General features: G+C 67.7%; 9 protein-coding genes and 1 pseudogene. 7 read left to right on the top strand and 3 right to left on the bottom strand.

Translation table 11 applies throughout. The annotated features are described in order from the left end of the window. Positions 1–5: 5 nt before the first annotated feature. Complete coding sequence (thiL, locus tag ACQY9S_RS05530) at positions 6–965, top strand: thiamine-phosphate kinase (RefSeq protein WP_428423715.1); 960 nt, start codon at positions 6–8, stop codon at positions 963–965. Here thiL and ACQY9S_RS05525 read toward each other — a convergent pair whose 3' ends face one another. Beyond that, complete coding sequence (locus ACQY9S_RS05525) at positions 966–1,379, bottom strand: c-type cytochrome (protein ID WP_428423713.1); 414 nt, start codon at positions 1,377–1,379, stop codon at positions 966–968. A 103-nt stretch (positions 1,380–1,482) separates the two neighbouring features. Next, positions 1,483–3,168, bottom strand: a complete 1,686-nt coding sequence (locus ACQY9S_RS05520; RefSeq protein ID WP_428423711.1) for a pyrroloquinoline quinone-dependent dehydrogenase — start codon at positions 3,166–3,168, stop codon at positions 1,483–1,485. 725 nt (positions 3,169–3,893) lie between these two features. Between ACQY9S_RS05520 and ACQY9S_RS05515 the strand changes: the two genes are divergently transcribed. The 4 genes from ACQY9S_RS05515 to ACQY9S_RS05500 all read left to right on the top strand — a co-directional run bounded on the left by ACQY9S_RS05515 (position 3,894) and on the right by ACQY9S_RS05500 (position 8,292). Then, positions 3,894–5,045, top strand: coding sequence for a porin (locus ACQY9S_RS05515; RefSeq protein WP_428423709.1), 1,152 nt, complete (start codon positions 3,894–3,896; stop codon positions 5,043–5,045). A gap of 137 nt (positions 5,046–5,182) precedes the next feature. After that, positions 5,183–6,937, top strand: a complete 1,755-nt coding sequence (locus tag ACQY9S_RS05510) for a methanol/ethanol family PQQ-dependent dehydrogenase (RefSeq protein WP_428423707.1) — start codon at positions 5,183–5,185, stop codon at positions 6,935–6,937. Positions 6,938–6,998: 61 nt separating this feature from the next. Next, entirely contained in the window at positions 6,999–7,787 is a 789-nt protein-coding gene (locus tag ACQY9S_RS05505) for a substrate-binding periplasmic protein (RefSeq protein ID WP_428423705.1), read from the top strand. A gap of 22 nt (positions 7,788–7,809) precedes the next feature. Beyond that, the gene (locus ACQY9S_RS05500; protein WP_428423703.1) at positions 7,810–8,292 is read left to right on the top strand and encodes a c-type cytochrome; all 483 of its coding nucleotides are present in this window, start codon (positions 7,810–7,812) and stop codon (positions 8,290–8,292) included. 39 nt (positions 8,293–8,331) lie between these two features. On the opposite strand, the gene ACQY9S_RS05495 is transcribed toward ACQY9S_RS05500, so the two are convergent. Next, complete coding sequence (locus tag ACQY9S_RS05495) at positions 8,332–8,835, bottom strand: GlcG/HbpS family heme-binding protein (protein ID WP_428423701.1); 504 nt, start codon at positions 8,833–8,835, stop codon at positions 8,332–8,334. A gap of 360 nt (positions 8,836–9,195) precedes the next feature. On the opposite strand from ACQY9S_RS05495, the gene ACQY9S_RS05490 reads away from it, so the two are divergent. Then, positions 9,196–10,965 carry an acetate/propionate family kinase gene (locus tag ACQY9S_RS05490; protein WP_428423699.1) on the top strand — a complete coding sequence of 590 codons (1,770 nt, stop codon included), beginning with the start codon at positions 9,196–9,198 and terminating at the stop codon, positions 10,963–10,965. Between the two features lie 45 nt (positions 10,966–11,010). After that, positions 11,011–11,882: pseudogene (locus tag ACQY9S_RS05485) on the top strand (zinc-dependent alcohol dehydrogenase). The last annotated feature ends 5 nt before the right edge of the window (positions 11,883–11,887 follow it).

Raw genomic sequence — 11,887 nt, 5'->3', positions numbered from 1 at the left:
GCACCATGACGCTCGGTGAGTTCGAGCTGATCGACCGCTACTTCAAGCGGCCGGCACGGCGCGCAGCGCTCGGCGTCGGTGACGACTGCGCACTGCTGCGCGTCAAGCCGGGCATGCAGTTGGCGATCTCCACCGACATGCTGGTCGAAGGCCGCCACTTCCTGTCGACCGTGCGGCCCGAACGCCTCGGCCACAAGGCCCTGGCCGTCAACCTGTCCGATCTCGCAGCCTGCGGTGCGCGCCCGCTGGCGTTCACGCTGGCGCTGTCTTTGCCGAACGCGGACGCCGACTTTCTGGCCGACTTCTCGAGCGGCCTGTTCCGGCTCGCCGACGAGCACGACTGCGAGCTGATCGGCGGCGACACCACCGCCGGCCCACTGAACATCTGCATCACCGTGTTCGGCGAGGTGCCGGTCGGCTCGGCCCTGTTGCGCTCCGGCGCCCTTCCCGGTGACGACCTCTACGTCAGCGGTCAGCCCGGTCACGCGCGCATCGCGCTCGAGGTGTTTCGCGGTGCCCTGCAGGTCGACAGCGAGGTGTTCGAGCCGGCTCGCAGGGCGATGGAAATGCCGATCCCGCGCATCGAGCTCGGTCTTGCGCTGCGCGGCATCGCGACGAGCGCCGTCGACGTGTCCGACGGCCTGGTCGGCGACCTCGGCCATATCCTCGACAGCTCGGCGGTCGGCGCGACGATCGATGTCGACGCGCTGCCCGAATCCGAACTGCTGCTGAAGTTGCCGCAGGCGCTGCGGCGCGAGTTCGCACTGTCGGGCGGCGACGACTACGAGCTGCTGTTCACGGCCCGGCGCCAGGACCGGCAGCTGGTGGTCGAGGCGGCCTGGGCCGCACAGACCCCCGTCACGCGGATCGGCAGCATCCACGCATCGGCCGGTCTGCGCCTGGTCGATGGCAGAGGCTGCCCCGAGCGGGACGTCTACGCCCGCTTCGACCACTTCAGGATCTGATCATTGCTGCTTCGGCGGCTGGGTGGTCAGGAAGTTGATGTAAGCCACCAGCTCCCAGATCTGCTCGGGCGTGAAGCCATTGCCCCACGGCGGCATGATGTCCGTGCCGCGTCGCCCCTCGGTGATGGTCTTGAAGGCGATCTGCGGCGTCAAATCCTTGTTGCCCCTGAACGGCGGCGTCTTGCCGCCCTCGCCTTCGGCGCCATGGCAGTAGGCGGCGCAGGTCGAGTTGAAGCGCTTCTTGCCGATCTCGATGCGCGCGGCATCCGACAGGTCGAACGGTGGCGTGCCGGCAACGGCCGGGGGCGCCGCTGTCGCGGCTTCAGGCGGCGGCGCGGCGGCGGCCACCGGGCCCGCGGCAACAGCCCACAGGGCCGTGAGGGTTGCGACGCGGATACTTTGCAGGCTCTTCATCAGGCGGGGTTCTTTCTGGCTACACAAGGTCGAGGGGGAGGACGACCGCTAGGCATCCTCCCCGTCACGGCGCGAACGCCGCATTCAGATCACGCGACGAGTATCAGTCGACGGTGAACACGAGCAGCGCGGCGCCGCCCGGCAGGTTGCGGATCTGCGGGAAGGCCCCGGTCAGGAAACCCGGCGAATGCGAGCCGAGTCCGGTCGGGATCGCGATGTACTGCTTGCCGTTGACCGCATAGCTGATCGGGCCGCCACGGGCACCCGAGCCGGCGTTGAACTTCCACAGCTCCTTGCCATTGTCGGCATCGAAGGCGTAGAGACCCCCGAACATGTCGCCGGTGAACACCAGGCCGCCACCGGTGGCCAGCACATGGCTGAGCGGCGGCATTTCGAAGCGCACCTTCCAGGCCTGCTTGCCGGTGAGCGGATCGAAGGCGCCGAGCCAGCCGTCGGCCTTCTTGCCGGGAGGATTCGTCAGCGTGATCTCCGACAGACCGAGCGACAGGCCACCGATGCCAGGCACCGGGCCCTGCTTCGCACTGGTCACGGTGTTGCAGACCTCCATGCCCTGCGAGTACCAGAGCTTGGTCTTCGGGTTGTAGGCACCGGCGTTCCAGCTGCGTGCGCCCAGCAGGTTCGGGCAGTGCAGCTTCTGCTTGTCGGTTTCCGGATAGACCGGGTCGATCGGCAGACCGGTCTTCGGGTCGACGCCCTTGGACCAGTTCATGTTCTCGGTGTACTGCCAGACATTGCGCATCGCGCCGTTGTCCTTGTCCATCACGTACACGAAGCCGTTCTTGTTCAGGTGAACCAGCTGCGTCTTGCCGGTGGCGTCGGGCACCAGCAGCGCCTCGTAGGCGGAGTCGAAGTCCCAGGTGTCCTGCGGCACTTCCTGGCGGTGCCACTTGATCTTGCCGGTCTTCGGATCGAGCGCCAGCAGCGTCGCCGTGTAGAGGTTGTCGCCCTTGCGGTCCTCGTGGTTGAAGTCGGGCGCCGCGTTGCTGGTGCCGATGTAGATGGTGTCGGTCGTCGGATCGTAGGTGCCGGGCAGCCAGGCCGAGCCGCCACCGACCTTGCGGCTGTCGCCGGGCCAGCTCTTCGGGTCGTCCTTGGGCACTTCGAAGGTCCAGGTGCGCGCGCCGGTGTCGGCATTGACCGCGAAGATCTTGCCGATGATCGGCTGGTCACCACCGGTGGTGCCGCCGAACAGCGTGTCGCCGGCCAGCTGCGGCGGCGACGAGAACAGCGCGCCGTAGTCCTTCTTCATGTCCGAGAGCTGAGTCGACCACAGCTCCTTGCCGGTCTTCTGGTCGAGCGCGACGAAGCGGCCGTCCAGCGTGCCGACGAAGACCTTGCCGCGACCGACGGTGACGCCGCGGCTCGCCGAACCATAGAACACTTCCTTGACGATCGGGTCGAGCTTGGCGGTGTAGCGCCAGATGATCTTGCCCGTGGCGGCGTCGAGCGCGAACACGTTGTTGTCGGCGGCGATGGTGTACATCACGCCGTCGACGACGATCGGCGTGGCCTGCAGGCCGTGCGTGATGCTGCCGGGCTGGTGGATCCAGGCCACGTGCAGGTTCTTCACGTTGGTCTTGTTGATCTGCTCCAGCGGGCTGAAGCGCCAGGCGTTGTAGCTGCGGTGGTACTGCGGCCAGTTGTTCGGGTCGTCGTAGCCGGGGCCGCTGCCTGCAGCGCTGGCCGAGGCCGCGGCCAGCAGGCCGACGGTCATTGCAGCGACCAGCGCCGCCAGCTGTTTCTTGTTGCCGCTCGAAACGTGAGTCATATCGTCTCCTAGGTGGTTTTTCTGAGGTGCTTCTCGTGCGCAGACACAACGTCTCGCAAGAGCCCCGGTGTCCCGTAAGGCAGCTTCCGTGCCATGCGCTGCGACGAGCAGCCCCAGGGGCCGGCTTGCGTTTTCCAGGGCATTGCGCAGCGCCACGTGTCACTGCCCGACTGTCACTCGGCGACAACTGTCGCACGGCCTCATGCGCCACGGCGACTTCAACCCGAAGCGGGTCTGATGCAACGCACAAGAGACACCGGCACCGGCGCGGACAACAAAGGCCGCGGGCTTGCTGCACCGCCGCAGTCCGTTGCGCGAGCCGGAACCCGTGCATTTCGACTCGCGTCGCTGCGGCCCGGATGCAGGGTGCCGCGCACCGTGCCCGAAGACCTCGCCACACCCATGAAAACACCGTCTGCAGCCTGCCGAGCACAGCCGGTGACGATCACGGGCCGCGCAACGCACCCCACGTCGCAAGGTGCGGCGCCGCGATGTCTCGCTCGGTCGGGCGAAGCGACATGTGCTCTGTCGCATCTGTTGCAAAAAGCGACGCCTGCAAAGCCCTGCAGGCCTGCTGCCAGGGGCTGCGGCACGGCACATGTCGCTTGGCACAGATGCTGCAAAAGAGGCCTCACGGCGACATGGCAGGAAGTCGACCGTTCACGACAGGCGAGCCCCGCAATCAACGCGGGGAGTGCCCTTATCTAACAAAACTAGGAGACACAATGGACAAGAAAGCCACCCGCCTCTCGGCAAAGCAGCGGCGTCTCGCCGCCATTGCAGCAGTCCTCTCGCTGGCCTCCGGCTGGGCAGCAGCAGCCGACGCCTCGTCGGTACAGATCTTCGGCATCATCGACGCCGGCATCCTGACCCAATCGAAGTCCGCTGCCGGCGGCAAGCTCACGCGGCTCGAAACCAGCGGCCTGCGCCAGAGCGTGTGGGGCCTCAAGGGCACCGAGGATCTCGGCGGCGGCCTGAAGGCCTTCTTCAACCTCGAATCGCACTTCGACACCGACACCGGTGGCTTGCACGGCACGGGCGACAACGGCACGCCCGCCGTCGGCACCGTGCTCTTCCGTCGTCAGGCGAACGTCGGTCTCGCTGGCGACTGGGGCACGCTGATCCTGGGCCGCCAGTACGGCCCCGCACTGCTGGCGCACATCGGCACCGAGCCGCGCGCGTTCAAGGAGCAGTTCTCGAATCTGTACGCCTGGGCGTACAACCAGCTTGAACCGATCGCCGGCACCGGCTCCGTCAACAGCAACGACGACGTCGGCATCTTCATGAAGAACGCGATCCAGTATCGCAACACCTTCGGGCCGGTGACGGCGGGGATCCTGTACTCGCTGGGCGAGCAGGCGGGCAGCACCTCGAACAACACGATCCTCGCGCTGGGCCTGACCTACACCGGACCGGTGACGCTGTCGTTCTCCCACGAATACATGAAGGACCAGATCACCGGCGAGCAGGTCGTCAAGCACACCGGGCTCGGTGGTGCCGTGCCGTTCGGCGACTTCACCTTCAAGGCCAACTACCTGCGCGGCGAGAACAACAACGCCGACGGCACGACCAGCTCGAAGGTCAACGGCATCGGCGTCGGCGTGGACTGGAAGTGGCACCCGATGAACAACGCGACCCTCGCGTACTACGACAACAAGGACAAGGAAAACAAGTCCAACCACACGAAGAACCTCGTCATCAGCAACGACTACTTCATCTCCAAGCGCACGACGATCTACGCGCAGGCCGCGTTCGTCGACGCCGACATCGGTGCCACCGGGGCCGCCGCGCTCAAGACCAGCATCGTGGCCGACGGCAGCTTCAAGCCGGGCGCGAAGACGACCTTCGTCAACGTCGGCATCAACCACAACTTCTGAACCTGCGAACACCTTTCGTCGGTGTCTTGACGCCCGCGTTCCCGCGCAACCCCGGTTGCCGCTGGGCGCGGGCTTTTTTTCGTGCCGATGATCCGCCGGAAGGTTCTCCGGCATTCCCCAAAAAAGGAGACAAGACGATGATCCGCTTCACCCCTCCCCGCACCGCGCGGCTGCGTCCGCTGGTGGCCTGCATCGGCCTCGGCCTGGTCCTGACCTCGGTCTGTCGCGCCGAAGACCCCGAGCCGCCACTCGGCGTCAACGTGCTCGAGAACACCTTCAAATGGCGTCCGAACTACGTCAGCGACGACATGCTGCTGCACGCCGACAAGGATGCCAACAACTGGCTGCACTACGGCAAGGACTACCAGAACACGCGCTTCAGCGCGCTCACGCAGATCACCACCGACAACGTGCGCAAGCTCGTGCCGAAGTGGAACCTGTCGTTCGGTGTCAACGAGGCGCAGGACAGCCAGACCACGGTGATCAATGGCCGCGTGTTCGTGACGGCCAGCCAGAACAAGGTGTTCGCGCTCGATGGCGTCACCGGCAAGATGCTCTGGAAGTACGAGCGCTCGCTGCCGGGCGACCTCGGCCCCAAGCTGTGCTGCGATGCGGTGAACCGCGGTGTCGCGCTTTACAAGGACATGGTCTTCATGGCCACCCTCGACACCCACGTCGTCGCGCTGAACAGCACGACCGGCGCAGTGGTGTGGGAAAAGAAGATGGGCGACTACAAGACGGGCGAGATCTACACCTCGATGCCGCTGGTCGCCAAGGGCATGGTCATCGTCGGCAATTCGGGGGGTGACGTCGGCGGCAACGTCGGTCGCATCACCGCGCTGAACCCGGCGAACGGCGAAGTGATCTGGGAAACCAAGACGCGGCCGACCAGCGCCGACCATCCGCAGGCCAAGACCTGGGCCAACGATTCGTGGAAGACCGGCGGCGCCTCGGCGTGGCTGACCGGCACCTACGACGCGAAGACCGACACCGTGCTGTGGGGCGTGGGCAATCCGACGCCCGACTTCGACCCGAGCGTGCGCAAGGGCGACAACCTGTACAGCAATTCGACGCTCGCGCTCGATGCGAGCACCGGCAAGATCAAGTACCACTTCCAGTACACGCCGAACGATTCGTGGGACTACGACGGCAACAACGAAGTCATCATGGTTGACGACGAGAAGGGTCGCAAGGTCTGGGTGCACGGGGACCGCAACGGCCACCTGTATTCGATCGACCGCACCAACGGCAAGTGCAACTGGGTGGTGCCGATCGCACGCGTCAACTGGGTCACCGGTTTCGGCGACAACTGCCGCCCGATCGTCAATCCGGACAAGGTGCCGCGCTACGACAAGGTCGTGACTGACATCGCGCCGATCCTCGACGGCGGCAAGGAGTGGCACCCCGCCGCCTACAGCCCGCGGACCAAGATGGTCTACGTGCCTTTCATCGACAGCTCGATGGACATCCAGGCCAAGAAGACCGAGTGGAAGCACGGCGAGTGGTTCCTGTCGTCGCGGGTGCTGAAGGCCAATCCGTACACCGGTGGCGTGAAGGCCTTCAACGCGACCACCGGCGAGCAGGTGTGGACGCGTCCGCAGAGCACGCCAGCGACCAGCGGCTTGCTGGCCACCGCCGGCAAGCTGGTCTTCTCGGGCGATGCCGAGGGCTGGTTCAGCGCGATGAAGGACGACACTGGCGAAGAGATGTGGCGCTTCAACGTGGGCTCCGGCATCCACGGCAACCCGACGACCTTCACGGCCGACGGCAAGCAGTACGTCGCGATCGTCTACGGCCCGGGCGGCGGCAGCTTGTTGCCGCTGATCTACGACGAGCTGTTCAAGCGCAACAACCGCGGCGGCGGCCTGATGGTTTTCGGCCTGTCCGATTGATGGACTGATGCAGGGATCCGGGGTGCGGCGCAGGCCGCACCCCGTCCCGCCATCGACTCTCATGAGCAACTTCAAAAAATTCGCGTTCGCTGCCGGACTGCTGTTGTGTGCCCTCGGGGTTCGTGCCGCAGAGGCCGATGCGCCGGCCTACTTGAGCGTGTGTGTGGACGACGACAACGCGCCGTTTTCCTCCGAGGCCCGACCGGAGCGCGGCATCGATGTCGAAGTGGCGCAGGCCATCGCCGGCCAGCTCGGACGTCCGCTGAAACTGGTGTGGGCCCAGGTTCCCAATCGCGGTGGCATCGGCCGTGCGCTGCGACAGACGCTGGCCGCCGGCAAGTGCGACGCCTACCTCGGCATCCCGCAGGATCCCGACCTGGCCAAGGACCTGGCCGAGCGCAAGCTCGTCACGTCCGGCCCATATCTCGTGCTGGGCTATGTGCTTGTCGCTGCGCCGGGCAAACCGGCGCCGAGCGTCGCTGCGCTGCGCGGTGCACGCCGCATTGGCGCCGTCACGGCCACGCCGGCCGATCTCTACCTGTACCGCAAGCAGCTTGCTCGCGTGCCCTACCCAGGCAGCGCCGCCTTGATCGAGGCGCTGAAGGCGGGCGAGATCGATCTGGCACTGGTGTGGTCATCCGCACTGACCGGCGATGCCGGCAAGAGCGTCGTGGCGGCCACCGATGCCGTGGACGACGCCGACCTGTACACCGGAATGACCGTGGCGACGCGCAGCGCCGACACGGCGCTGTCGAACGACCTCGCCGCCGCAGTGGTTGCACTGCGCGCCGAAGGACGATTCGACGCGATTGCAGGACGCTATGGCTTGCCGCGCATCGCCCGACCCTGACCTCCCATTCCATCGACTCGACATGAAGCGACAACACCGCACCCCTCTGTCTCGCCGGCTCGCCGCTGTGCTGCTGGCCCTTCCCCTGTGCGGCGCTGCCGTGGCCTTCGGTCCGGCGCCAGCATCCACCTCGGGCGCTCCCGGCGTCACCGTGGCCCAGGCTGCCGAGCCGGCTGCGACACCCGCGCCTGCAGTGGCCTCGGACATCGAGAAGCAGGGAGAGGAACTGTTCGGGCGCAATTGCCAGCTGTGCCACAACTCGCGTGGCAAGGGCGGCAAGGCGCCCCAGCTGCTGCGGGGCGCCTGGGGCCCCGGAGGCGCCAACAGCGACGAGTTCATGTTCAACACCATCAAGAACGGCCGTCCGAACACGCAGATGGGCGGGTTCAACGGATCGCTCAGCGACACGGAGATTCGCGTCATCGTGGCCTTCCTCCGTGCCGAAGCGGTGCGGGTCAAGGCCGCCGACCGCAAGACGGTGGACGCCGATTACGTGCCCTGGTAGGGCCGCGACGGGTCGGTCGCTTCGATCGCCGAGCCGGCATCACTTCAGCAGATCCTTGATCGCCTCGAGCCCGGCCTTCGCGCACTGCTCGTCCTCTTCGGGCGCCGCGCCGCTGGCGCCGATGCCGCCGATGTGCACGGCGCCGGCCATGATCGGCAGGCCACCCCCATAGGTCACCACCCCGGGCGTCCACGCGAAGCCCGGCACGGGGGCGGGCTTGCCGTTCTTGTCGAGGCTCAGGTCGCCGACCGCACTGGTCGGAAACGGGAAGTTGGCCGAGGCCCTGGCCTTGCGAACCGCGATGTCGGCACTGCCGAGGAAGCTGCGGTCCATACGCTCGAACACGATGGTGTTCGCACCGCTGTCGACCACGGCGACCGCCATGCGCCAGTTCTTCTGCGCGGCCAACGCACGGCAGGCCGCCGCGGCCTTCTGCGCCACCTCGAGCGAGAGCACCGGCGTCTTCTCGAGCGCCTGGCCCGACGCGCCGCACAGCAGCAGGCCCCCCGTCAGGACGGCGACGGTGGTGATTCGGATTCTCATGAGGGGTCCTCGTGGATGGGTGGGGTGGGCCCGGTCTGTGCAATCCCCATGCCGCAAGGGCCGGCCGACCTGCGTCGTGCGGACCCGCCATCCCGGAACCCGCGAGAACAAAGGCCCGGGCCGCGGGCGGTGGCCTTTCGGGGCGGCGCGCGGCGGGCACCGGCGATGTCGCACCGACCGCGCCGGATGCAACACCTGTGACGCGGTGATGCGCAACACCGCTTGATCGGGATCAAGCCCTCGGGGGCGCGCCGTCCCTATCGTGAACATCCCCCCACTCGATCACGCCGCCGGCGCGACGCCATCGTCCATGAGCAGCACCACGAACACCGGCGGCAGGCCGTTGACCTGAGAACCGGCATGCACGTCCTCGTCTTCAACGCCGGCAGCTCGTCGCTCAAGTGCAGCGTGTTCGACACCGCGCTCGACCGCCAGCTGTTCAAGCTCGACCTGGACAGACTGGACAGCATCGAGGCCGGCGTGCGGCAGGTGCCGGCGCTGCTCGCGGCACAGGGCATTGCCGGCATCGACGCCGTGGGCCACCGCGTCGTGCACGGCGGCAACCGCTTCCACGATGCCTGCGTGATCGACGACAAGGTGCTCGACGCGATCGCCGCCTGCGCCGACCTGGCGCCGCTGCACCATCCGCCGGCGCTGGCCGGCATCCGCATCGCGCGCGAGTGCTGGCCGGCGCTGCCGCAGGTAGCGGTGTTCGATACCGCCTTCCACCACACCATCCCCGAGCGGGCCTTCACCTACGCCGTGCCCGAGGCCTGGCGCGCCACCGGCCTGCGCCGCTACGGCTTCCACGGCACCTCGCACAAGTACGTGATGCAGCACGTGGCCGCTGCGCTGCAGGCCGCGCCGCAGGACCTGCGCATCGTCAGCTGCCACCTGGGCAACGGCGCCAGCGTCTGCGCGATCGAGCGCGGCGTCTCGGTCGACACGTCGATGGGCATGACCACCCTCGAGGGCCTGGTGATGGGCACGCGCTCGGGCGACGTCGACCCCGGCCTGTTCGCCCACCTGCAGCGCACGCTGGGCCTGGACGTGGCCGAGATCGAGGACACGCTCTACCGCCGCAGCGGACTGGCCGCCCTGTCCGGTGCGGGCAACGACATGCGCGACATCGAACAGCGCGCCGCCGCCGGCGACCGCCGCGCGCAACTCGCGATCCAGGTCTACGCCTACCGCGTGCACAAGTACATCGGCGCCTATGCGGCGGTGATGGGCGGCGTCGACGCGATCGCCTTCACCGGCGGCATCGGCGAGAACTCGGCCCCGATGCGCAAGCGCATCTGCGAACGTTTCGACTTCCTCGGCCTGGCCTTCGACGACGATGCCAATGCGGGCGTGCGCCTGGCCGGCGACGAGGTGGTTCTGCTGCACCAGGCGCACTCGCGCGTCAAGGTGCTGGTGACCGCGACGCGCGAGCAATGGATGATCGCGCGCGAAAGCGAGCGGGTGCTGGCCGCGGCGAGTTCGGCACCGGCCGGCACGCGCACGGTACCGATCGCCGTGTCGGCCCGCCACGTGCACCTGACCGAGGCGGCCTGCGCCGCACTCTTCGGCGCCGGCCACGAGTTGCACGTGCACAAGCCGCTCTCCCAGCCCGGCCAGTGGGCGGCGCAGGAAACGGTGGACGTGGTCGGCCCGCGCGGCGAGTTGCACGGGCTGCGCGTCCTCGGCCCGTGCCGCGCGGCGAACCAGATCGAGATCTCCGAGACCGACGCCTTCGTGCTCGGCGTCGACGCGCCGCTGCGCCTGTCCGGCCACACCGGCAACACGCCGCTCGTGACGCTGCGCGGCCCGGCGGGCAGCTTGCGCAGCAACGGTGTCATCGTCGCGCAGCGCCACATCCACGCCCGGCCCGACGACGCCGCGGCACTCGGCCTGACCGACGGCGAACAGGTCGATGTCGAAGTGCACAGCGAGGGGCGCTCGCTGGTCTTCAGGGATGTCGCGGTGCGCGTCGGCGCCGAGTTCGCGACCGAGATGCACCTGGACACCGACGAGGCCAACGCGGCCCACATCGAACACGGCGGCCGCGGCGTGCTGATGCCCGCCGAAGGCGCATCGGCCCGCATCCAGCGGGGCCCGCGGCTCCCTGCCCCGACCGGCGCCGCCTGAGCGCCGCGCTTCGCATTCACTCCCCCCGATTCACCGGAGATCGCCATGAACATGATGAAAGCCGCCATCGTCCACACCTTCGGCCACCCCCTGCAGATCGAAGAAGTGCCCGTGCCCGAGGTCACGCCCGGCCAGGTGCTGGTGAGGTGATCGCCTCGGGCGTGTGCCACACCGACCTGCACGCCGCCGATGGCGACTGGCCGGTCAGGCCCACCTTGCCCTTCATCCCCGGCCACGAAGGCGTCGGCTTCGTGGCCGCGCTCGGCGCCGGCGTCAAGGGCGTCAAGGAGGGTGACCGCGTCGGTGTGCCCTGGCTGCACACCGCTTGCGGCCACTGCGAACATTGCATCACCGGCTGGGAGACGCTCTGCGACGAGCAGCAGATGACCGGCTACACCGTCTCCGGCATCGGCGGGCTCGGCCACTTCGCGGTGCAGTACGCCAAGGCCATGGGTTTTCACGTCATCGGGGTCGACGTCGACGATGCCAAGCTGGCGCTCGCGAAGCAGCTCGGCGCCGACATGGTGGTCAACGCGCGCACGCAGGACCCGGTGCAGGAGGTGCAGCGTGCGATCCGCGGCGCGCACGGCGTCCTGGTGACGGCGGTATCGCGCAGCGCCTTCTCCCAGGCCCTGGGCATGCTGCACAAGCGCGGCACGATGTCCCTGGTGGGCCTGCCGCCGGGCGATTTCGCGCTGCCGATCTTCGACGTGGTGCTCAACGCCAAGACCGTGCGCGGCTCGATCGTCGGCACGCGCAAGGACCTGCAGGAAGCGCTGGCCTTCGCGGGCGAAGGCCGGGTGCGCGGGATCTACACCGAAGACCGGATCGACAACATCAACACGGTGTTCGAGCGCATGAAACGCGGCGACATCGAGGGGCGCGTCGTGATGCACGTCGCCGACGAGACGGCCTGAGCGCC

Origin of the sequence: Methylibium sp. (assembly GCF_965279545.1) — a bacterium.
In the GTDB taxonomy this organism is placed as follows: domain Bacteria; phylum Pseudomonadota; class Gammaproteobacteria; order Burkholderiales; family Burkholderiaceae_C; genus Methylibium.
Note: the sequence above shows the minus strand (reverse complement) of the source record. Positions and strands in the feature narration are given on the sequence as shown.

Excerpts from the sequence above, each read along its gene's own strand:
- ACQY9S_RS05510 (WP_428423707.1), top strand. The coding sequence starts at position 5,183 with ATGATCCGCTTCACCCCTCCCCGCACCGCGCGGCTGCGTCCGCTGGTG.
- ACQY9S_RS05525 (WP_428423713.1), bottom strand. The coding sequence starts at position 1,379 with ATGAAGAGCCTGCAAAGTATCCGCGTCGCAACCCTCACGGCCCTGTGG.
- thiL (WP_428423715.1), top strand. The coding sequence starts at position 6 with ATGACGCTCGGTGAGTTCGAGCTGATCGACCGCTACTTCAAGCGGCCG.
- ACQY9S_RS05500 (WP_428423703.1), top strand. The coding sequence starts at position 7,810 with ATGAAGCGACAACACCGCACCCCTCTGTCTCGCCGGCTCGCCGCTGTG.
- ACQY9S_RS05515 (WP_428423709.1), top strand. The coding sequence starts at position 3,894 with ATGGACAAGAAAGCCACCCGCCTCTCGGCAAAGCAGCGGCGTCTCGCC.
- ACQY9S_RS05495 (WP_428423701.1), bottom strand. The coding sequence starts at position 8,835 with ATGAGAATCCGAATCACCACCGTCGCCGTCCTGACGGGGGGCCTGCTG.
- ACQY9S_RS05520 (WP_428423711.1), bottom strand. The coding sequence starts at position 3,168 with ATGACTCACGTTTCGAGCGGCAACAAGAAACAGCTGGCGGCGCTGGTC.
- ACQY9S_RS05505 (WP_428423705.1), top strand. The coding sequence starts at position 6,999 with ATGAGCAACTTCAAAAAATTCGCGTTCGCTGCCGGACTGCTGTTGTGT.
- ACQY9S_RS05490 (WP_428423699.1), top strand. The coding sequence starts at position 9,196 with ATGCACGTCCTCGTCTTCAACGCCGGCAGCTCGTCGCTCAAGTGCAGC.